This is a genomic window from Streptomyces sp. NPDC050439 (assembly GCF_040655335.1).
GTDB lineage: Bacteria > Actinomycetota > Actinomycetes > Streptomycetales > Streptomycetaceae > Streptomyces.
In genome coordinates, this window is the sequence record NZ_JBFAJT010000001.1 from 669,377 (window position 1) to 691,384 (window position 22,008).

A 22,008-nucleotide genomic window follows, 5' to 3' on the forward strand; every position below is an offset into this window, starting at 1 on the left:
GGTGTCATGCAGGGTGGCACGGGTGTTCGGGGCGGGTAGCCCGGCCGTCTCCGACCGGGTTACCCATCTCCCCCGACCCGGTGGCTCACCCGTCTCCCCCGGCATGTGCGGACTGGGCCACGACCGGCGCTGCGGCGCTCTCCCCCTCCAAGAGCCCCGGCGTCCCGGCGGCGTGCACGACGGTCCGGCTGCTCTGCACGTCCACGGTCTCGCCCCGGGCGCTCTCGTGCAGATCGCGCGTACGGATGAAGGCGAAGCCCACCACCGCACCGACGGCGGCGACGAGCGCGCACACCAGCATCACATCCGTCAGCCCGTCCACGAAGGCGGCGCGTGCCGCCGCCTCGAGTGCAGGGGCCGCCCCCGAGGGCGCACGGCCGGCGGCTTCCGCGCCACCGCCCGCCGCGACGGCTTCTCCGAACTCATGGGCGGATGCCCCCAGTTGCCGCCCTGCTTCGGACTGCGTGAAGAGGTCGGTCACCCTGCCCTGGAACGCCGCACCGAATCCCGCGATGCCGATGGCGACGCCCACTTGCTGGAACGTCTCGTTGATCCCGGAGGCCATGCCCGCCTTGGAAGGTTCCACGACAGCGATGGACAGCGAAGCGCGCGGCGGATTGAAGAGACCCATGCCCAGGCCGATCCCGAACATGCTCGGCAGCAGGGCGGTCCAGGAAGTGTCCGGACCGGTGAGCGCGACCAGGAAGAGCCCGACCGCGATGAGCGCGAGGGAGGTCCCCATCAGCAGCCGCTGCGGCACCCGCGTGGTCAGCGACCCGGAGATCGCGGCCGCCACGAACAGCGTCCCGGTCAGCGGGAGGAACCGCAGGCCCGTCTCCCACGGCGAGTACGCGAGGACGTTCTGCACGTACGACACCAGGAGGAAGATCGCGGACATGGTCGCGGCGGCACACAGCAGCGTCACCACCGAGACCCCGTTGAACGTCCTGTTCCTGAACAACGACAGCTGGAACATGGCCCGTTCGCCCCGCCGCCGCTCCACGACGCCGAACCCACCGAGCAGCAGCACGGCGGCCACGAACATGACGACTATGGGTGCGCTGCCCCAGCCCTCGGCCTCCCCTCGCAGCAGTCCAAGGACCAGCAGGGTCAGCGCGCCGGTGAACAGCACCATCCCCCACCAGTCCACCGCCGGGGCCGACTCCGCTCGTGACTCGCGCATCCGCAGCACGCTCACGGCCATGGCGAGCAGCCCGACCGGCACGTTCACCAGGAAGATCCAGCGCCAGCTCAGCCCGTCGGTGAGCGCGCCGCCGATGAGCGGGCCGAAGGCGATGGACAGCCCGACCACGCCACCGAAGACGCCGAAGGCCTTGCCCCGGTCCTTGCCCTGGTACTCCTGGCCGATCAGCGCGGGACCGACGGCGAACAGGACCGCTCCCCCCAGTCCCTGGACCCCCCGGGCCACGGACAGGACGACGGCGTCGTTCGCCAGGCCGCAGGCGAGCGAGGCCACCAGGAACACCACGAAGCCGATGTTGAAGACGCGCTTGCGCCCCAGACGGTCGGCCAGCGATCCGGCTGTCAGCAGCACGGCGGCGAGACCGAGGGCGTACGCGTCGAGCACCCATTGGAGCGAGGTGAAACTCGCGTCGAACGCATCCCTGATGTCGGGCAGCGCCACATTCACCACGGTCAGGTCGAGCAGCAGCATGAACGTGGCCACACACACCACGGCCAGGGTCCACCCCCGCCCGCCCACCGAGGTCGTTCGTCCGGACATCATTCCCCCGAGATCTAAATGATCTACTTCTCAAATCATCGATGTTCCCAACGATTTGAAAAGCTACGAAGACCCCGGATGCCTGTCAACGGAGCGTTCGGGTCTCGGCCATGATCCGCCCGCAAACCGGCCGGAAACCGCCGAGACCCGCGCCGATCACCCGAGGAACGACAACCGAACCTCACGCCGGGGGTTGTCCCGGTTGGTGTCCACGAGGCACACCGACTGCCACGTCCCCAGTTCGAGGCGGCCTCCCACCACCGGCAGCGTCGCGTGCGGCGGCACCAGGGCCGGCAGGACGTGGTCGCGGCCGTGGCCGGGGCTGCCGTGCCGGTGCTGCCAGCGGTCGTCGGCGGGGAGCAGGGTGTGCAGCGCGGCGAGCAAGTCGTTGTCGCTGCCCGCGCCGGTCTCCAGGATCGCCACACCGGCGGTCGCATGGGGCACGAAGACGTTGAGCAGACCGTCGCGGCCGGACGCCGCCTCACTCAGGAAACCCTCGATGTCGCCGGTGAGGTCGAAGACCTTCTCGGACGACCCGGTGGTGACGTTCAGGACACGTGTGGTGAAAGCATCGGACATGGGTCCATCCTCCCTCAGGGATCTTCCGATCGCTGATATGCGGCGTCCGCCTTTCGAGACGGCATTGACCGTGCGCGGACGACCTGGCTACGTTCTGCGGCATGTTGCGTTCAGCCCTGCTCACCACGCGCGGTCACATCGACCTGCTGCGGGTGGCCTCCGCCGCGTGTCCTCGCGGCTGCTGACGCCTTCTCAGTTCTCTCTCTCCTTTCGCTCTTCTCTGCCCTGATGCCTTCGCCCGGTTGATCTCCCCGTCCCGCGTGCAGGCCGTTCGGGCATCCCTCCCTCTGCCGTGGAGCAGCCATGAGCATCAGCCATGCCCCGCCGGATTCCCCGACCGACATTTCGGGAATATCCAAGTCCGATCGTTCCGCCGAGGACGCCGGAGACGTCCGGCCGGGCGAACCGCACCTCGTTCCCATCGTCCCCTCCTCCACCCGCGGCGCCCGCGTCCCCCGCTGGCTGCGCCGCACCTCCGGCCCTCTCGCACTTCTCACCCTGTGGCAACTCCTCAGCTCCACAGGGGCGTTGAGCAAAGACATACTCGCCTCGCCCGGAACCATCGCGGGCGTCGCCCGTGATCTCCTCGCCGACGGTTCGCTGACCTCCGCCATGGGGGTCTCCCTGCAACGTGTCGCGGTGGGACTGCTGCTCGGCACCCTCGTCGGGACCTCGCTCGCGCTCATCTCCGGGCTGTTCCGCGTCGGCGAGGATCTCGTGGACGCCAGCGTGCAGATGCTGCGCACCGTGCCGTTCGTCGGGCTCATCCCGCTGTTCATCATCTGGTTCGGCATCGGCGAGGCGCCCAAGGTCGCCATCATCACGCTGGGTGTCTCCTTCCCCCTCTACCTGAACGTGTACGCGGGTATCCGCGGGGTCGACTCGCAGCTCATCGAGGCCGGCGAGTCCCTCGGGCTCTCGCGGTGGGGACTCGTGCGGCACGTCATCCTGCCGGGCGCGCTGCCGGGTGCGATGACCGGGCTGCGCTACTCCCTGGGCATCGCCTGGCTCGCCCTCGTCTTCGCCGAGCAGATCAACGCGGACTCCGGGATCGGCTTCCTGATGGTCCAGGCGCGTGACTTCCTGCGCACCGACGTGATCGTCGTCTGCTTGATCGTCTACGCCTTCCTCGGCCTCATCGCCGACTTCATCGTCCGCACCCTCGAAAGGCTGCTGCTGCAATGGCGACCGACGTTCACCGGCCGGTGACCCCCAACACGACGACCGACGCACCGAGTTCGGCCGTACGGGTCGAGGGGCTGACCCGATCCTTCGACGGGCGTGCCGTCATCGATCGCCTCGACCTCGACGTGCGGCCGGGCGAGTTCGTGGCGCTGCTCGGACGCAGCGGCTGCGGCAAGTCGACCCTGCTGCGCATCCTCGCCGGGCTCGACCGGGACATCGAGGGGACCGTCCTCGTGCCGCGCCGCAAGGCCGTCGCGTTCCAGGCGCCCCGGCTCATGCCCTGGAAGCGGGTGTGGCGCAACGTCCTGCTCGGGCTGCCGGGAAAGCCCGAACGCGGCGTCGCGGAGCGGGCGTTGGAGGAGGTCGGCCTCAAACACCGTACGAACGCCTGGCCCAAGACGCTCTCGGGCGGCGAGGCCCAGCGCGCCTCACTGGCCCGCGCCCTGGTGCGCGAGCCCGATCTGCTGCTGCTCGACGAGCCGTTCGGCGCACTCGACGCGCTCACCCGCATCAAGGCCCAGCGCCTCGTCGACGAGCTGTGGCAGCGGCGCGGCTGCGCCGTCCTGCTGGTCACCCACGACGTGGAGGAAGCCGTGCTCCTCGCCGACCGGGTGCTCGTCATGGACGAGGGGGTCATCGCGTACGAGACCGAGATCGATCTGGACCGGCCGCGCGGCATCTCCGACCCGCGCTTCGGCGCACTGCGTGCCGAGCTGCTGCAGCGCCTTGGTGTCGACGCTCCCGACCACAGCGCGGAAGCCGCCGCGGCGTGATCCCCACTCCTCCCTCCTCCCCCATGACCAGCACGAAATCCCACATGACCAGCACGAACAGCCCGCCCAGACCGAACGGACTCACCATGCGACGGCACCTCGCCGCCCCCGCCCTGCTCCTCCCCCTGGCCCTGCTGCTCGCCGCCTGCTCCGGCTCCCCCTCCGCGAGCACCTCGTCCGCGGGCGCGGGTGGCGGGACCGACGGCCAGGGGTCGCTCACCCTCAACGTCGGTGACCAGAAGGGCGGTTCGGAGGCCGTGCTGCGCGCGGCCGGGGAGCTCGACGACCTGAAGTACAAGATCCGCTGGTCCACCTTCACCTCCGGGCCTCCCCTCCTGGAGGCCGTCAACGCCAAGGCCGTGGACATCGGCGCCGTCGGCAACACGCCGCCCGTCTTCGCCGCCGGAGCCGACTCGAAGATCTCCGTGGTGGCCGCGTACCACGGCACCGCGTCGGGCGAGGCGATCCTGGTGCCCGACGGCTCTTCCCTGAAGAAGACCGAGGATCTCAAGGGCAAGTCGGTCGCCGTGGCACAGGGCTCGTCGGCCCACTTCCAGCTGATCGCGTCCCTGAAGAAGGCCGGGCTGGGCATCAAGGACGTGAAGGTCAAGTATCTGCAGCCGGCCGACGCGCTGGCCGCGTACACCAGCGGCAAGGTGGACGCCTGGGCCGTCTGGGACCCGTACACCTCGCAGGTTCTGGAGAGCAAGAAGGGACACGTCCTGACCGACGGCGACGGTCTGGTGAACGGCCTCACCTTCCAGGTGGCGGCGCCGGGAGCGCTCAAGGACAAGAAGAAGTCCGCCGCGATCGACGACTACCTCAAGCGGCTGCGCAAGGCCCAGGACTGGGTCCACGACCACCCGGAGGCATGGGCGAAGGTCTGGGCGAAGGACACCGGCCTGCCGTACGAGGTCGCGCTCGCCGCCGTCAAGCGCAGCAACGGCACACGGGTCCCGGTGGCCGTCGACAAGAACGTGATCGCCTCCGAGCAGGAGATCGCCGACACCTTCGCCGGCCAGAAATTCATTCCGCGCCGCATCGACTTCGGCGACTTCGTCGACACCCGCTTCAACGGCGACCTGCCGCCCTCGACCAGCAAGCCGCGCACGTACCGCAAGGAGTCCTGACCATGACCGTCCACCTCAACTGGTTCCTGCCGACCGGCGGCGACGGCCGCACCCTCGTGGACCGGCACGCCTACACCGACGGCGGGATCAAGCGCTCGCGCGTCACGCCGGTCAGCGGGGTGCGGGCCCCCGACATCGACTATCTGATCCAGATCGCCAAGGCAGCCGAGCAGTTGGGCTTCGAGGCGGTGCTGACCCCGACCGGCACGTGGTGCGAGGACGCCTGGCTGACGACGGTCGCCCTCGCCCAGCACACCGAGCGGCTGAAGTTCCTGGTGGCTTTCCGGCCCGGCGTCATCTCGCCGGTGCTCGCCGCGCAGATGGCGGCCACGTACCAGCGCATCACGCGCGGACGTCTGCTCCTGAACGTCGTCACCGGCGGCGACTCGACCGAGCAGCGGCGCTTCGGCGACCATCTCGACCACGATCGCCGCTATGCCCGTACGGACGAGTTCCTGTCCGTCGTACGGGGTGTGTGGGGCGGAAAGCCCTTCGACTTCCACGGCGAGCACTACGACGTGGAGGGCGGACTCACCGCGCTGCCGCCGGACCCGCTGCCGGAGATCTTCTTCGGTGGCTCGTCGGCGGCGGCCGGTCCTGTCGCGGCGCGGCACACAGATGTGTACCTGACCTGGGGCGAGCCTCCCGAGCAGGTCAAGCAGAAGATCGACTGGATTCGTGGTCTCGCCGAGGAGCAGGGGCGCACGGTCCGGTTCGGGATCCGCCTGCACACCATCTCGCGCGACTCGGCCGCCGAGGCGTGGGCCACCGCGAACCGGCTGCTCGACGACCTCGACCCGGACACCATCGCCGCCGCCCAGCAGGCGCTCGGCCGCAGCGAGTCGGTCGGTCAGCAGCGGATGCTCGCGCTGCACGGCGGTTCCCGCGACGAGCTGGAGATCTCGCCGAACCTGTGGGCGGGCGTCGGTCTCGTGCGGGGCGGCGCCGGGACCGCGCTCGTCGGCAGCCACGCGGACATCGCCGACCGGATCGAGGAGTATCACGCGCTGGGCGTCGAGCACTTCGTGCTGTCGGGCTACCCGCATCTGGAGGAGGCGTACTGGTTCGGCGAGGGCGTGATCCCGGACCTGGCGGCGCGCGGGCTGCTGCCCCGGATTCCGGCATCGCAGCTGGCCGGGGTGCCCGCGGCGAACGGGCGTCCGGCCTCCGCTCCGGGCGGCGCCCCGCTCCTGGTGGCGGGCGGGCGCTGACCCGCGGGCCCGCGCGGGAAGATCCCGTACCCCGATGGAGTTAGTAGAAGCGTGAACGACATCGGGGTACGGGACGCGGCGGCGCGGGATGCGACCGCACAGGCAGCGGTACGCGACGAAGCGGCACGCGAAGTGGACGTCGTCGTCATAGGCGCCGGGCAGGCGGGCCTGTCCAGCGCCCACCACCTGCGCAAGGCCGGCTTCGCGCCTGACCGGGACTTCGTCGTCCTGGACCACGCGCCCCGGCCCGGCGGCGCGTGGCAGTTCCGCTGGCCCTCGCTCACCTACGGGAAAGTGCACGGGATGCACGCGCTGCCCGGCATGGAACTGACGGGCGCCGACCCCGCGCGCCCCTCGTCGGAGGTCATCCAGGAGTACTTCGAGGAGTACGAGCGGCGCTTCGACCTGCGGGTGCATCGTCCCGTCAACGTACACAAGGTGCGCGAGGGCGAGGGCGGGCGGCTGCTCGTCGAGACGTCGGCCGGACTCTGGTCGGCGCGGGCACTGATCAACGCCACGGGGACGTGGGACCGGCCGTTCTGGCCGCGCTACCCAGGGCAGGAAACGTTCCGCGGACGGCAGTTGCACACGGCCGTCTACCCGGGGCCCGAGGCATTCAAGGGACAGCGGGTGATCGTCGTGGGCGGCGGGGCCTCGGGTACCCAGCATCTGATGGAGATCGCCCCGTACGCCGCGGAGACCACCTGGGTCACCCGGCGCCCGCCCGTCTTCCGCGAGGGGCCCTTCGACGAGGACTGGGGGCGCTCGGCCGTCGCCATGGTCGAGGAGCGGGTGCGGCAGGGGCTCGCGCCGCGGAGCGTGGTGTCCGTGACCGGTCTGCCCGTGAACGACGCCATCCGTCGGGCCAGGGCCGACGGGGTGCTCGACCGGCTGCCGATGTTCGACCGCATCACGCCGAGCGGCGTCGAGTGGGACGACGGGCGCCGTGTGGACGCCGACATCATTCTCTGGGCCACCGGCTTCCGGGCGGCCATCGACCATCTGGCACCGCTGCGGCTGCGCGAGCCGGGCGGTGGCATCCGCATCGAGGGCACCCGCGCAGCCGTCGACCCCCGCATCCACCTGGTGGGGTATGGCCCCTCGGCCAGCACGATCGGCGCGAACCGTGCAGGACGCGCGGCGGTGCGGGACATCAAGCGACTGCTGGCGGACGTCCCGGTCACGGTGTGAAACCGGGACCGGGACGTCCGGGAGCTAGCCGGCCTGCTGGGCCTCGTCCTTGTTCTTGCTCTGGTTCTTGTTGAACTCCGCCACGTTCTTCTGCTGTTCCTCGAAGTTCGCGGTGAAGCGGGTGTCCCCCGGCTTCACCGTCACGAAGTACAGCCAGTTGCCCGGTGTCGGATTGATCGCCGCGCGCAGCGCCTCCTCGCCGGGGTTGCCGATCGGGGTGGGGGGCAGGCCCATGCGCGTGTAGGTGTTGTACGGGCTGTTGATCCTCGTGTCGCTGTCGCGGGTCTTCAGCGTGGAGCGGTTCAGGGCGTAGTTGATCGTCGAGTCCATCTGCAGCGGCATGCCCTGCTCGAGGCGGTTGTGGATGACGCGGGCCACCTTGCCCATGTCCGCCTTCGAGCCGGCCTCGGCCTCGATCATGCTGGCGATGGTGACGGTCTGGTAGACGTTCATGGTGTTGCGGTCGGCGCCCGCCGTGATCTGACTGCCGCCGAACTTCTTGGCGGCCGTGTTCACCATGTACGAGAGCACGGATTCGGGGGTCGACTTCTTGTCGATGGGATACGTCGCCGGGAAGAGGTAGCCCTCCGGGTTTCCGCGTGCGTCGCCGGGGAGTTTGAGGTGCGCCTTGGGAAGGGCCTTCTTCGTGGTGCCCGCCGGTACCTCGAGGGCCTTGTCGACGGCCTCGTACACCTGGCTGGTGCGCCAGCCTTCCGGGATGGTCAGCGATTCGGGGCCTGCGTCGTCGTCCGGGAGCAGCAGCGGCACCGCCACGGCGGTGACCGCCGCGACGGTTCCGGTCGCGATCAGGGCGATCCGGCCCCGACGCGTCAGTCGAATCGTGCCCCGGCGCGGAGTCTTGGTCTGCAGCATGCGGGCACATTATCGTGCAAATGCGGACATACCGAGCATATTTTCATGTCGCTGGCTCCAGTTGGGCGTCCCTGTGGACCAGAGCGGCGTAACGGCCGTCCTTTGCCAGGAGCTCCTCGTGCGTACCGCGCTCGGTGGTCCTGCCCGCGTCCAGGACCACGATCTGGTCGGCGCCGCGGACCGTGGAGAGCCGGTGGGCGATCGTGAGCGTCGTCCGGTCGGCGGACAGCGCGTCGATGGCGTCCTGCACGGCGTGCTCGGTGTGCGTGTCCAGGGCGCTGGTCGCCTCGTCCAGGATGAGCACGGGCGGATCGCGCAGGATCGTTCGGGCGATGGCCAGGCGCTGCTTCTCTCCCCCGGAGAAGCGGTGACCTCGCTCGCCGACGACCGTGTCGTACCCATCGGGCAGGGACGCTATGTGGTCGTGGATCTGGGCGGCCCCGGCCGCGGCGATCAGTTCCTCGTCCGTGGCATCGGGCTTGGCGAAGCGCAGATTCTCGGCGACCGAGGCATGGAAGAGATACGTCTCCTGGGAGACGACGCCGACCGCGCGGGCCAGCGTGTCGAAGTCCAGGTCGCGTACGTCGACGCCGTCGATGGTGACGCGGCCGCCCGTCACGTCGTACAGCCGAGGCACCAGATAGCTCAGGGTCGACTTCCCCGAACCGGTGGGGCCCACGACGGCCAGGCTGCCGCCCGCGGGGACGGTGATGTCGATGCCGTCGAGGATCGGGCGGCTACGGCCGTCCTCCCCGTCGTAACGGAACTCGACGTCCTCGAAGCGGACTTCACCCTTGATCCTGTCGAGGCGCACCGGGTGCTCGGGCTCGGTGATGTCGATGGGCAGGTCCAGATACTCGAAGATGCGCTGGAAGAGCGCGAGCGAGGTCTGGATCTGCACGCCGGTGGAGAGCAGGCTCACGGTGGGCCGGAACAGGCCCTGCTGGAGCGAGACGAAGGCGACGAGCGTGCCGATCGAGACCGTCGGGCCGCCCATCTGGAAGGCCAGGCCCGCGGTCCAGTAGATGACGGCGGGCATGGCGGCCATGACGATCGAGATGACGGCCATGCGCCAGCGCCCCGCCATGTTCGAGCGGACCTCCAGGTCGACGAGGCGGTCCGACTCGTCGGCGAAGGTCTTGGTGAGCGAGTCGGAGCGGCCCATCGTGCGGCCGAGCAGGATGCCGCTGACGGAGAGCGACTCGGTGACCGTCGCCGCCATCGCGGCCATCTGCTTCTGCCGCTGCGTGGCGATCCTCTTGCGCTCGCGGCCGACCCTGCGGCTGATCCACACGAAGATCGGCAGCAGGAGCAGCGAGACGACCGTCAGACGCCAGTCCAGGGCGAGCATCGCGACGATCGTGGCGATCACGCTGGTGAGGTTCGAGACCAGGGAGGTGGCGGTGGAGGTGACCGTCGCCTGCATGCCGCCGATGTCGCTGGCGATGCGGGACTGGACCTCTCCGGTGCGGGTCCTGGTGAAAAAGGCGAGCGACATGCTCTGCAGCCGGCCGTAGACAGCGGTGCGCAGGTCGTGCATGACGCGCTGCCCGACCGTCGTGCTGATCAGGGTCTGCAGGACGCCGAAGACGCTGGTGACGACGGCGCTGAGGATCATCCCCAGGGCGAGCAGGCTCAGCAGACCGGTCCGTCCCTGCGGGATGGCGGTGTCGAGGATTTCCTTCAGCAGGAAGGGGGTGGCGACGGAGACCAGGGAGGCGGCGCCAACCAGCAGGCCGACGATCGCGAGGCGGGCGCGGTAGGGGCGGAAGAGGCGCAGGATGCGGCGGATCTGCCGCGGCTGTTCCTCTTGGCCGGGGGCCGGGGGCTGCGGTGTCCACTTGGGTTCGTCGTGAGGCATGGGCTCCTACGGGAGGTGGGACGGCCGTCGACGGAGATTCCGCCGACGATGGCTGAGCGATCATAGCTCACTGTTACCTATACTCACAATGCACAAGGTCCTGATAATGTTCCCGCATGAACACCCCGGACGCCGACGGACTCCTCGCCGAACAGCTGCTGCGGCTGACCCGCAGGCTGCACCGCATCCAGAAGCGCCATCTGGTGCCGATCGGCATCACCCCGGCCCAGTCGCGCCTGCTGCGCACCCTCGTGCAGTACGACACCCCGCCGCGCATGGCCGATCTCGCCCAGCATCTCGAAGTGGTCCCGCGTGCCGTGACGAGCCTGGTCGACGGCCTGGAGGCCGGTGATCTCGTGCGGCGCGTCCCCGATCCCACCAACCGCCGGGTGATCCGCATCGAGCTCACGGACGCGGGTCGCAAGGCTCTCGGGGAGCTGCGCGGCGCGCGCCTGGCCGCCGCGGAGGACATCCTGGCTCCACTGGACACCGAGCAGCGCAAGCAGCTCGGCGGCCTGCTGAACGCGCTGTTCGAGCCGGACGTCCGGCGCTGCTGACAGCGCCGGACGTCCACCGTCTGGCCGCCCGCCCCTCGCCGAGGAGAGCTCATGCCGTTCCTGGAGCCCAAGCCGGAAGCCCTGCGCCCCGTCTCGCACCCGGAGGCACCGGCGCACGACCGGGTGCCGGACCGGCAGGCCAAGGGCACCCCCGAGCCCCTGCGCTCGGAGCTGTGCGCACTGCTCGGCGAGGACAAGGTACTGACGAAGATCTCCGACCTCGTGCGGTACGCCTCCGACGCCAGCCCCTACCGCTTCGTGCCGCAGGTCGTGGTCGTCGCCGAGGACATCGACGACATCTCGGCCGTCCTTTCGTACGCGCACGGCAGGAGCCGCGAAGTCGTCTTCCGCGCGGCGGGCACCTCGCTCAACGGCCAGGCCCAGGGCGAGGACATCCTGGTCGACGTACGCAAGCACTGGGCGGGCGTCGAGGTCATCGGCGACGGCGAGCAGGCCCGCATCGGCCCCGGGACTACCATCTTGCGGGCCAACGCCACACTCGCCCGGCACGGCCGGGTGCTCGGCCCCGACCCGGCGAGCGCCATCGCCTGCACGATCGGAGGGGTCGTCGCGAACAACGCCTCCGGGATGACGGCGGGCACCACCCGCAACTCCTATCACACGGTGGCCTCACTCACCTTCGTCCTGCCGACGGGCACGGTGGTCGACACGGCAGACCCGGACGCGGACGAGCAGCTCGCGCATGCCGAACCGGCCTTGTGCGAGGGCTTGTTGCAGATCAAGCGCGAGATCGAGGCGGACCGGGAACTCACGGCCCGCATCCGCGCCAAGTACGAGATCAAGAACACGAACGGCTACCGCCTGGACGCGTTCCTGGACGGTGCGACGCCGGTGGAGATCCTGCGCGGCCTGATGGTCGGCTCCGAGGGCACCTTCGGGTTCATCTCGGAGGTCGTCTTCGACACGCTTCCGCTGGACCGGCACCTCACCACGGCCCTGCTGTTCTTCCCCTCCCTGCCGGCCGCCGCGGCCGCCGTCCCCCTGTTCAACGAAGCGGGCGCACTGGCCGTCGAGCTGATGGACGGCAACACCCTGCGCGCCTCGACCAGCGTCGCGGGCGTGCCCGCCGACTGGGCGCGGCTCCCGAAGTCGACCGCCGCGCTCCTGGTGGAGTTCCGCGCACCGGACGAGGCGGGCCGCGAGGCCTACGAGGCGGCGGCCGCCAAAGTCGTCGAAGGGCTCGAACTCGTCGCGCCCGTCGCCTCGGTGACCAACACCTTCACCCGCGACCCGAAGACGATCGGGGGCTACTGGAAGGCACGCAAGGCCTTCGTGACAGCGGTCGGCGGCTCGCGCCCCTCCGGGACGACACTGATCACCGAGGACTTCGCCGTGCCGCCGTCGCGGCTGGCCGACGCCTGCGGGGCCCTGCTCGAACTTCAGACACGGCACGGCTTCGACGCCGCCGTCGCGGGTCATGCCGCGCACGGCAACCTGCACTTCCTGCTCGCCTTCGACGCGGGCCTGCCCTCGGACGTGGAGCGCTATGCCGCGTTCATGGACGAGTTCTGCCGCCTCACCGTCGAGCGCTTCGACGGCTCGCTCAAGGCGGAGCACGCGACGGGACGCAACATCGCCCCGTTCCTCGAACTCGAATGGGGGCCCGAAGCCACGGAGTTGATGTGGCGCACCAAGCAGGTCATCGACCCGGACTGCGTGCTCGCGCCGCGCATCGTCCTGGACCGCGACCCCAAGGCCCACCTCCGCGGCCTGAAGACCATCCCCAAGGTGGAGCTGATCGCGGACCCCTGCATCGAGTGCGGCTTCTGCGAACCGACCTGCCCCAGCGAGGACTTGACGACCACTCCGCGCCAGCGGATCGTCTTGCGCCGCGAGATGATGCGGCAGAGGCCCGGCTCCCCGGTCGAGGACGGCCTGGTCGAGGCGTACGGGTACGACGCCGTGGACACCTGCGCCGGCGACTCCACCTGCAAGCTGGCCTGCCCGGTGGGGATCGACACCGGAGCCCTGATGAAGGACTTCCGGCACGCACGGCACTCGCCGCGCGAGGAGAGGGCGGCCGCCGTCGCCGCCAAGAACTTCAAGGCGGTCGAGGCTGCCGCGAGGCTCGCGGTGGCCGCCTCCGACCGGATCAGCGACCGGCTCCTGACCTCGGTCACGCGCGCCGCCCGCAAGGCCGTCCGCCCCGACCTGGTCCCCGAATGGCTGCCGGACATCCCGGGAGCGGCCGCCCGCAAACTGCCGCGCACACAGCGCAGGGGCGCGAGTGCCGTGTACTACCCGGCGTGCGTCAACCGCATCTTCGGGAGCCCCGGTGACCGCTCCCTGCCGGAGGCGATGGTCGCCGTCGCCACGCGCGCGGGCAGGCCCGTCTGGATCCCGGACGACGTGGCGGGGACCTGCTGCGCCACGATCTGGCACTCCAAGGGCTATGACCAGGGCAACGCGGTGATGGCCAACCGCATCGTCGAGGCGGCCTGGGCCTGGACGGCGGGCGGGAGGCTGCCGCTGGTGGTGGACGCCTCGTCCTGCACGCTCGGCATCGCGCACGAGGTCGTGCCCCATCTCACCGCCGAGAACCGCGAGTTGCACCGGGAGCTGACCGTCGTCGACTCCCTGGTCTGGGCCGCGGACGAGCTGCTTCCGCACCTGACCGTGCACCGCACGGTCGGCTCCGCCGTCCTGCACCCCACCTGCTCCATGAGCCATCTCGGCGACGAGGCGCAGCTGCGCACCCTCGCCGAGGCCTGTGCGGACGAGGTGGTCGTCCCGGACGACGCGGGCTGCTGCGCCTTCGCGGGCGACCGCGGCATGCTGCACAAGGAACTGACGGAGTCGGCCACCCGCAAGGAAGCGGCAGAGGTCACCACCCGCCCCTACGACGCCCACCTCTCGGCGAACCGCATGTGCGAGGTGGGCATGGACCACGCCACGGGCCGCTCCTACTACTCCGTACTCCTGGAACTGGAGCGCGCGACGCGGCCGTGAGCACAGCACCACAAGCCGGATGACATAAGTCCAACTCCCTGGCCACTTCGGTCCCTTGCGCCACGCCCATCCCGCCATCAGGGTGGCATCCGTTCCAGCGCAGGCATCCAAGCCACGGAGGTCCGATGCACGACGAGCACGCCACCCCGAACCCCGACGAGTCCGCGACCCCTGAAGACTCCGCGGACGGCGCCTCCCGCCGCGCCGTGCTCCGCACCGCCGGCCTCGCCGGAGCCGGGCTCGGTCTCGGCGCACTCACCGGCGGCACGGCACACGCCGACGCCCCACAGGGCGCGCCCGCGGGCGCGGCCACGGCCGCCGACGCGCCGCCACGCAAGGGCAAGACCATGGTCGGCGTGCCGTTCGCGCGGCGTTCCACGGTGCGGGTCGGCATCGTCGGGCTCGGCAACCGCGGCGGCAGCATGATCGACCTGTTCCTGGCGATCCCGGGAGTGAAGGTCGTCGCGCTCTGCGACCCGGTCAAGGACAAGACGGCGGCCGCGGCGAAGAAGGTCACCGACGCGGGCCAGCCCGCCCCGGCCACGTACACCAAGGGCGATCACGACTTCGAGAACCTGTGCAAGCGCGGTGACGTCGACTTCGTGTACGTGGCGACGCCCTGGGACTGGCACTTCGACATGGCCAAGACGGCGATGCTCAACGGCAAGCACGTCGGCGTGGAGTGTCCCGTCGCCCTCCAGCTCGACCAGCTCTGGGAACTGGTCGACCTCTCCGAGCGCACCCGCAGACACTGCATGCAGCTGGAGAACTGCTGTTACGGCAAGAACGAGATGCGCGTCCTGCGCATGGCCCACGCGGGCAAGTTCGGTGATCTGCTGCACGGAGCGGGCGCCTACAACCACGATCTGCGCGGCCTGATGTTCGACCCGGACTACTACGAGGGGCCCTGGCGACGCCTGTGGCACACGCGGCTGCGCGGCGACCTCTACCCCAACCACGGCTTCGGTCCGGTCTCCAACTACATGGACATCAACCGCGGCGACCGCGTCACGCACATCTCCAGCTTCGGCACGCCCGCCCTCGGTCTGGCCGAGTACCGCAAGGCGCACATGCCCGCGGGCGACCCGAGCTGGAAGGAGACGTACATCGAGAGCGACCGCACGATCAGTCTCGTACAGACGGCGAAGGGGCGGGTGATCCGCCTGGAGCACGACGTCAGCACCCCGCACCCCTATTCCCGCATCAACAGCCTCGGCGGGACCAAGGGTGTCTTCGAGGACTACCCCGAGCGCATCTACATCGAGCCGGACCACACGGACGACGAGTGGGGCGACTTCGGCAAGTACGCGGGCGAGTTCGACCACTGGCTGTGGAAGGAACACTCCAACCCGCCGGGCGGGCACGGCGGCATGGACTACATCATGATCTTCCGTCTGATGCAGACCATGCAGCTCGGCCTCGTGCCGGACTTCGACGTCTATGACGCCGCGGTCTGGACGTCGCCCGTCCCCCTGAGCCATCTCTCGATCAAGGCGAAGGGCGCGCCGCAGGCCATCCCGGACTTCACTCGCGGGATGTGGAAGAAGGCCCGCCCGGGAGTGGACTCGGAGAAGCCGCAGGCGTAAGGGACTTGGGCCCGGCGGTGCTCACATCGGCGCTGCCGGGCCCCTCCACTGGTTCGCCCTGTTCCGGCACGAAGGCGATCTCGCCGCCCAGGACCTTCTTCGCCCGTGCCGTGTCCAGCGCCCCTTCCCAGCGTGAGACCACGAAGACGGCGACGCAGTTGCCGAGCAGGTTCGTGGCGACGCGCATCGCGTCCATGATGCGGTCCACGCCGAGCAGCAGGGCGACCGCGCCGGCCGGGATGACCCCGAGCGCGGAAGCGGTCGCGGACAGCGCGAGGAACGCCGAACCGGGCACGCCCGCCATGCCCTTGCTGGTCAGCATCAGGACGAGGACGACCGTGATCTGCTGCCCCAGGCTCAGGTCCACGCCCACGGCCTGTGCGATGAACAACGTGCCGACGGAGAGGTAGATCGAGGCGCCGTCAAGGTTGAAGGAGTACCCCGTCGGCAGGACCAGGCCCACCGCGTCGTCGCGGCAGCCGGCCTGGCGCAGCTTCTGCATCATGCGCGGCATGACGGCCTCGCTGGAGGCCGTGCCGAGCGCGAGCAGCATCTCCTCACGCGTGTAGCGGACGAACTTCCACAGGCTCAGGCCGGTCAGCGCCTTCAGGGCGACGCCGAGCAGGAGGAGGAAGATCAGGGCCACCGCGTAACAGACGCCGATGAGCTTGCCGTACGTCGACAGGGCGCCGAGGCCGTACTCCCCCACCAAGTGCGCGGTCGCGCCGAAGACGGCGAGGGGCGCCAGCTTCATGATGAAGCCGACGATCGCGAAGACGACCTCCTGGGCCTGCTCGATGGCGGGCAGGATCGCGGGGACCTTGGTGGTGCCCAGGTGCAGCAGGGCAGCGCCCACCAGGCAGGACAGGACGAGGACTTGGAGCAGCGAGTTCTCGGCGAAGGCCCCGATCGCACTGTCGGGCAGCGAGTGCAGGATGAACTCGCTGGTCGAGGGCAGCTCACCGCCGCCGGTCTTCGCGTCGACGGCGGAGGCGTCGAGCTTGGCGGAGTCGACGTTCATGCCGGCGCCGGGGCTGACGAGGTTTCCGGCGACCAGGCCGACGACGAGGGCGACCGTGGTCGCGACCTCGAACCAGATGAGGGCCTTGATCCCGATGCGCCCGAAGGCCTTGAGGTCTCCGGCCTTGGTGATTCCGGCGACGACCACGCAGAAGACGAGCGGGGCGATCATCGCCTTGATGAGACGTACGAAGCCGTCGCCGAGCGGCTGGACGGCTGTCCCCGCGTCGGGCCACAGTCGGCCGACGAGGACTCCGAGCACCAACGCGCAGGCGACCTGCGCGAACAGTGAGGTTCGCAATGTGCGTGCTACGCGTCGCGGTATGGACGGTACGGACTGCGGCACGGGCACTCCTGTGGTGAGGCTTCAACCTTCTTCTGGCATGCGGAAGTTTGTTTCCGCGATGCGCCACTATGGCGGAGTGATCGCTTCCGCAAAAGACCTACGAATCACATCGGCGTAAATCTTGGATCTTGCTCCAAAACGCCGAAACGGAAGGAGGCCCTCCGGAGAGCGGGGTCGCCTGTCGGCCCCCGGGGGTAGTCGCTGCCCGTCCCGGGGAAAGGTGATGTCAGAAGGGCGCTGATCCAGCCCTGGTCCAGCCCTGATCCAGCGTTGGTCCAGCGCTGATCCAGCCCTAGTCCTTCAAGTTCGCCTTGTCGCCCATCAGCACGACCGGGTGCTGCTTCGGCTCGAGGTTCTTCAGGAGGTACCGCATGCCCTCCTTCGACAGGCTGACGCAGCCCGACGTGCCGCTGCCGTGGTCCATGTGCAGCCAGATGCTGCCACCCTTGGACTGGCCCTGGGGGCGAGTGGGGTCATTGGGCGGGGTGCCCTTGGCGCGGTTGTAGTCGATGGCGATGACGTAATCGAAGTCGTGCCAGTGCGACTTGGCCCAGTAACGGGGCGCCTGCATCGACGCACTACGGGTGTACGGGAGGCCGGCACCGGGATCGGCGAGGACACCGCCCGCGTCGGTGAGCGTGAAGACGCCGACCGGGCTGCGCTTGTCGTTCTCGCGGTGGTCGGTCGTCCAGCCCTTCTTGCCGTTGTGCGCGGACCAGGTGCGCGTCTTGTCCCAGGTCGAGCCGGACTTCTCGTACAGGACGACCCTCGACTTCGCCGAGTCCACGCCCTCTCCGTAGACCGCGACGACCTGCCGGGAGTTCTCGGGGATCTTGCTCCGCAGACGTTCACCCACGTCGGGGATGCGCTTGAGGTCGGTCGTCGGCGACGCCTCGGCTCTCTTCGCGCGGCCCGCGCCCTGGTCGTTCTTGGCTCCGGCCCCCGCTCCGTCCGAACTGCCGCAGGACGTCAGAAGAACACCGCAGGCCGCGACGGCGGCCGCCGCTCGCACCGCACCGGCTATACGCATCCGTCCATGGTCGCACCCGGTTCACGCGCGCCGCGCCGGCGCCCGGCCCGCGATCGAGAAGGGGCCGAATCTTTACTCGCCGACGGAAAATCGTTTGCCTCGCGCCACCGTGCGAGGCGAACCTTTCACGGCCTGTTACCTCCGTTCGATGTCGGCCGCCTCCCTTCGCGGAGCCGCTCCTCGCCCGTACGCCAACGCCCGCTCAGCAACGCCCGTTCACCGTCGTCCGTTCCCGCCGGCACGCTCCGCCGAACCGACGATTCCGTCTCTCCGACCCTGGGACGTCACACGTCATGCAGATTCGCGATCTTCCGTACACCGACCCGGGCATGCCGGATGCCCGCTCGGGCCCTCACTTCCTGCGCTGGCTCGGACGGAACCAGCTCGGCGGCCAGCTGAAGTCCCTCGCCTGGGGTCTCCTGCACTTCGGTTCCATCGCGGTGCTCCCCTACCTCGTCGGCGTCGCCGTGCAGGCCGTGGTCGACCGGTCGGGGGAACGCCTCGCGGTCGCGGGCGCGGTGATGCTGCTGTGCGGCCTGGCCATCGCCCTGGGCGACACCATGCTGCACCGCACCGCGGTCACGAACTGGATCACCGCGGCCGCCCGTGTCCAGCAGCTCCTCGCCCGCAAGACCGCCCAGCTCGGCTCGGCGCTCACGCGGCGCGTCGCCGCCGGTGAGGTGGTCGCCGTGTCCACCGGTGACGTCGAGAAGATCGGGTGGTTCGTGGAGGCGGCCTCGCGCTTCGCGGCGGCCGCGCTCACGGTCGTCCTCATCTGCGTGGGCCTGGTCGTGTACCAGCCCGCCCTCGGCGTCGTCGTCGCGGTGGGGGTCCCGGTGCTCGCGCTCGCCGTGCTCCCGCTGCTGCCGCGGGCCACCCGACGGGCCGATCAGCAGCGGGAGAAGGCCGGGCGCGCGACCGAACTGGCATCGGACACCGTGGCGGGCCTGCGGGTGCTGCGCGGCATCGGCGGCGAGGAACTCTTCCTCGAACGCTACCGCCACGCCTCGCAGGAAGTGCGTACGGCCGCCGTGCGCAGTGCCCGCATGTGGGCGGCGATCTCGGCCGTCCAGGTGCTGCTGCCGGGGCTGCTCCTGATCGTGGTGGTCTGGCACGGCGTGCACCTGGCCCGCGAGGGGCGGATCACCATCGGCGAGCTGGTCACCGTCTACAGCACGGTCACGCTGCTGACCTACCCCTTGCGGCACTTCGAGGAGATCGCGATGGCCTACAGCTTCTCGCGGCCCTCGGCCAAGCGCGCCGCCCGGGTACTCTCCCTGCAGCGCACGACGCATGCCGGTGACACACCACCGCCCAACGAACCGCACGACGAACCGAGCGACGACGCCAGGACACCCACGGGCGATCTCTACGACCCGGCGACGGGGCTCCTCGCGCCCTCGGGACGGCTCACCGCCGTCGTGTGCGGGGACCCGGACGAGGCGGGACGGCTGGCCGAACGCCTGGGCGGACACGCCGCGTTCGACGACGCGGAGAAGCTGCCGTCCGTACGGCTCGGCGGGGTACCGCTCGACGAGGTCCCGCTGGCCACCGCCCGAACCGCGGTCCTCGTACAGGACAAGGACCCGGTGCTGCTCTCCGGCACGCTCCGCGGACTTCTCGACGTACCGGCGTCGGGAGCGGTGAGCGCCGACGAGGCCCTGGAGGCGGCGCAGTGCGCGGACGTCCTGGACGCCCTCGCGCAGGCATCGGTGGACGAGGCCCCGCTGGACGCCCATGTCACCGAGCGCGGACGCTCCCTGTCGGGCGGCCAGCGGCAACGCCTCGCGCTGGCCCGCTCGCTGGTGACCGACCCCGGTGTCCTCGTGCTCGACGAGCCGACGTCCGCCGTCGACTCGCACACCGAGGCGCGGGTCGCCGACGGCGTCAAGGGGCTGCGCAAGGGACGTACGACCGTGGTCCTCACTTCGTCGCCGCTGCTCCTCGACCGGGCCGAGCGGGTGGTCTTCCTGCACGAGGGGGAGGTCGCGGCGGTGGGCGTGCACCGCGAGCTGGTGCACACCGAGCCGCGCTACCGGGCGGTCGTCACACGCGAGACGGACCAGGAACAGGCGCCGAAGGCGCAGACCGACATGGGGACCGGCATCGGGACCGACATCAACATCGACATCGAGGAGACGGCATGATCGGCCTGGCGCCACCGGAGTACGACCCGGCGGCCCCGACCACCGCGGACACCCTGCCCGTCGGCGCGCCCGCGACGGTGGGGGCTTACGTGCGCGAGCTGGTCAAGCGGCACCGCCGGGCCTTCGCCCTGCTCGTCGCGGTCAACACCTGTGCCGTGATCGCCTCGATGGCCGGTCCCTACTTGCTGGGCGATCTGGTCGAGAGCGTCGCGGACGGCGCCCGCGACCTTCATCTGGGCCGCACCATCGGCCTCTTCGCCGTCGCTCTCGTCGTGCAGGCCCTCTTCGTCCATCAGGTACGGCTGCGCGGCGCGATGCTCGGTGAGCGGATGCTGGCCGACCTGCGCGAGGACTTCCTCGTGCGGTCGGTCGGGCTTCCGCCCGGCGTGCTGGAGCGGGCCGGGACGGGCGACCTCCTTTCGCGGATCACCACGGACGTCGACCGGCTCGCGAACGCCATGCGGGAAGCGGTGCCGCAGCTCGCGATCGGCGTGGTGTGGGTCGCGCTGCTCATCGGCGGTCTCGCCGTGACCGCGCCGCCGCTGGCACCCGCCCTCCTCGTCGCGGTGCCGCTGCTCGTGGTCGGCTGCCGCTGGTACTTCAAGCGGGCACCCTCCGCCTACCGTTCGGAGGCCGCCGGGTACGCCGCGGTCGCCGCCGCTCTCGCCGAGACCATCGACGCGGGGCGGACGGTGGAGGCGCACCGGCTCGGGAAGCGCCGCGTGGACCTGTCGGAGCGTCGTGTCCGTGAATGGACCGCGTGGGAACGGCACACGCTCTACCTGCGCTCCGTCCTCTTCCCGGTCATCAACTTCACCCACACCCTCGTGCTCTGCTCGGTCCTGATGATCGGCGGCGTGTTCGTCCTGCAGGGCTGGATCGATGTCGGCCAGCTGGCCACCGGCGCCCTGATCGCGCAGATGCTCGTCGACCCGCTGGGGATCATTCTCCGGTGGTACGACGAGCTGCAGGTCGCCCAGGTGTCGCTGGCCCGCCTGGTCGGCGTACGGGACATCGAGCCGGACGCGGGCGACGGCACCGTCACGCCCGAGGGACGCGATGTGCTCGCGGACGACGTGCACTTCGGCTACCGCGCAGGTGTCGACGTCCTGCGGGAGGTCTCCCTCGCCGTCGAGCCGGGTTCGCGGGTCGCCCTGGTCGGCCCGTCCGGCGCGGGCAAGTCCACGCTGGGCAGGCTGCTCGCCGGGATCTACGCACCGCGGGACGGTCATGTGACACTGGGCGGCGCGGAGTTGTCGGCCATGCCCGCGGAGGACGTGCGTTCCCATGTCGCGCTGGTCAACCAGGAGCACCACGTCTTCGTGGGTTCCCTGCGCGACAACCTCCTGCTCGCGAGGACCGGGGCACGGGACGCCGAGCTGTGGGCGGCCCTTGGCGCGGTCGACGCGGACACCTGGGCGCGGGCCTTGAGCAAGGGCCTGGACACCGAGGTGGGCTCGGGCGGCTTCGCCCTCACCCCGGCGCAGGCCCAGCAGATCGCGCTGGCCCGCCTGGTCCTCGCCGACCCGCACACCCTGGTCCTCGACGAGGCGACCTCGCTCCTTGACCCGCGCGCGGCCCGTCACCTGGAACGCTCCCTCGCGCGCGTCCTGGACGGCCGTACGGTCGTCGCCATCGCCCACCGGCTGCACACCGCGCACGACGCGGACGTCATCGCGGTGGTCGAGAACGGCCGGATCAGCGAGCTGGGCAGCCATGACGAGCTGGTGGGGGCGGGGGGTGCGTACGCCGCGCTGTGGCGGTCATGGCACGGGTAGGGGGCGCCCGGGGGGGGAGGCGCCCCC

General features: G+C 70.2%; 17 protein-coding genes. 11 read left to right on the plus strand and 6 right to left on the minus strand.

Annotated features, from left to right (window positions below):
* Positions 1–85: 85 nt before the first annotated feature.
* Both AB0I66_RS03135 and AB0I66_RS03140 read right to left on the minus strand, forming a co-directional pair.
* A complete protein-coding gene (locus tag AB0I66_RS03135; protein WP_363205930.1) occupies positions 86–1,747 on the minus strand; it encodes an MFS transporter in 1,662 nt (553 codons plus the stop codon).
* Positions 1,748–1,900: 153 nt separating this feature from the next.
* A complete protein-coding gene (locus AB0I66_RS03140) occupies positions 1,901–2,323 on the minus strand; it encodes a secondary thiamine-phosphate synthase enzyme YjbQ (RefSeq protein WP_363205931.1) in 423 nt (140 codons plus the stop codon).
* A 101-nt stretch (positions 2,324–2,424) separates the two neighbouring features.
* Between AB0I66_RS03140 and AB0I66_RS03145 the strand changes: the two genes are divergently transcribed.
* From AB0I66_RS03145 to AB0I66_RS03170, 6 genes are all read left to right on the plus strand, one after another.
* Positions 2,425–2,508 carry a putative leader peptide gene (locus AB0I66_RS03145; RefSeq protein WP_363206664.1) on the plus strand — a complete coding sequence of 28 codons (84 nt, stop codon included), beginning with the start codon at positions 2,425–2,427 and terminating at the stop codon, positions 2,506–2,508.
* Between the two features lie 118 nt (positions 2,509–2,626).
* A complete protein-coding gene (locus AB0I66_RS03150; protein WP_363205932.1) occupies positions 2,627–3,532 on the plus strand; it encodes an ABC transporter permease in 906 nt (301 codons plus the stop codon).
* Positions 3,505–4,281, plus strand: a complete 777-nt coding sequence (locus AB0I66_RS03155) for an ABC transporter ATP-binding protein (protein WP_363205933.1) — start codon at positions 3,505–3,507, stop codon at positions 4,279–4,281. The genes AB0I66_RS03150 and AB0I66_RS03155 overlap by 28 nt, the downstream gene beginning before the upstream one ends.
* 86 nt (positions 4,282–4,367) lie before the next feature.
* Positions 4,368–5,411 (plus strand): ABC transporter substrate-binding protein, encoded by a 1,044-nt coding sequence (locus AB0I66_RS03160; RefSeq protein WP_363206665.1) that lies wholly within the window; start codon positions 4,368–4,370, stop codon positions 5,409–5,411.
* Positions 5,412–5,413: 2 nt separating this feature from the next.
* Positions 5,414–6,622, plus strand: a complete 1,209-nt coding sequence (locus AB0I66_RS03165; protein WP_363205934.1) for an LLM class flavin-dependent oxidoreductase — start codon at positions 5,414–5,416, stop codon at positions 6,620–6,622.
* Between the two features lie 132 nt (positions 6,623–6,754).
* Positions 6,755–7,813: an NAD(P)-binding domain-containing protein gene (locus AB0I66_RS03170; protein ID WP_363206666.1), complete on the plus strand. Its 1,059-nt coding sequence runs from the start codon at positions 6,755–6,757 to the stop codon at positions 7,811–7,813.
* A gap of 24 nt (positions 7,814–7,837) precedes the next feature.
* Here AB0I66_RS03170 and mltG read toward each other — a convergent pair whose 3' ends face one another.
* Together mltG and AB0I66_RS03180 are read right to left on the minus strand one after the other, a co-directional pair.
* Positions 7,838–8,683: an endolytic transglycosylase MltG gene (gene mltG, locus AB0I66_RS03175; protein WP_363206667.1), complete on the minus strand. Its 846-nt coding sequence runs from the start codon at positions 8,681–8,683 to the stop codon at positions 7,838–7,840.
* A 46-nt stretch (positions 8,684–8,729) separates the two neighbouring features.
* Positions 8,730–10,547, minus strand: a complete 1,818-nt coding sequence (locus AB0I66_RS03180; RefSeq protein WP_363205935.1) for an ABC transporter ATP-binding protein — start codon at positions 10,545–10,547, stop codon at positions 8,730–8,732.
* 116 nt (positions 10,548–10,663) lie between these two features.
* Here AB0I66_RS03180 and AB0I66_RS03185 point away from each other — a divergent pair, with 116 nt between their 5' ends.
* From AB0I66_RS03185 to AB0I66_RS03195, 3 genes are all read left to right on the plus strand, one after another.
* A complete protein-coding gene (locus AB0I66_RS03185) occupies positions 10,664–11,104 on the plus strand; it encodes a MarR family transcriptional regulator (protein ID WP_363205936.1) in 441 nt (146 codons plus the stop codon).
* Positions 11,105–11,155: 51 nt separating this feature from the next.
* A complete protein-coding gene (locus tag AB0I66_RS03190) occupies positions 11,156–14,074 on the plus strand; it encodes an FAD-binding and (Fe-S)-binding domain-containing protein (protein ID WP_363205937.1) in 2,919 nt (972 codons plus the stop codon).
* A gap of 125 nt (positions 14,075–14,199) precedes the next feature.
* On the plus strand, positions 14,200–15,660 hold the full coding sequence (locus tag AB0I66_RS03195) for a Gfo/Idh/MocA family oxidoreductase (RefSeq protein ID WP_363205938.1): 1,461 nt from the start codon (positions 14,200–14,202) through the stop codon (positions 15,658–15,660).
* Here AB0I66_RS03195 and AB0I66_RS03200 read toward each other — a convergent pair.
* Both AB0I66_RS03200 and AB0I66_RS03205 read right to left on the minus strand, forming a co-directional pair.
* On the minus strand, positions 15,599–17,026 hold the full coding sequence (locus AB0I66_RS03200) for a cation:dicarboxylase symporter family transporter (protein ID WP_363205939.1): 1,428 nt from the start codon (positions 17,024–17,026) through the stop codon (positions 15,599–15,601). The two genes, AB0I66_RS03195 and AB0I66_RS03200, sit on opposite strands and share 62 nt — an antisense overlap.
* A gap of 292 nt (positions 17,027–17,318) precedes the next feature.
* Positions 17,319–18,056: a L,D-transpeptidase family protein gene (locus AB0I66_RS03205; protein WP_363205940.1), complete on the minus strand. Its 738-nt coding sequence runs from the start codon at positions 18,054–18,056 to the stop codon at positions 17,319–17,321.
* Positions 18,057–18,349: 293 nt separating this feature from the next.
* Between AB0I66_RS03205 and AB0I66_RS03210 the strand changes: the two genes are divergently transcribed.
* Positions 18,350–20,203 (plus strand): ABC transporter ATP-binding protein, encoded by a 1,854-nt coding sequence (locus AB0I66_RS03210; protein WP_363205941.1) that lies wholly within the window; start codon positions 18,350–18,352, stop codon positions 20,201–20,203.
* A complete protein-coding gene (locus tag AB0I66_RS03215) occupies positions 20,200–21,981 on the plus strand; it encodes an ABC transporter ATP-binding protein (protein ID WP_363205942.1) in 1,782 nt (593 codons plus the stop codon). The genes AB0I66_RS03210 and AB0I66_RS03215 overlap by 4 nt, the downstream gene beginning before the upstream one ends.
* The last annotated feature ends 27 nt before the right edge of the window (positions 21,982–22,008 follow it).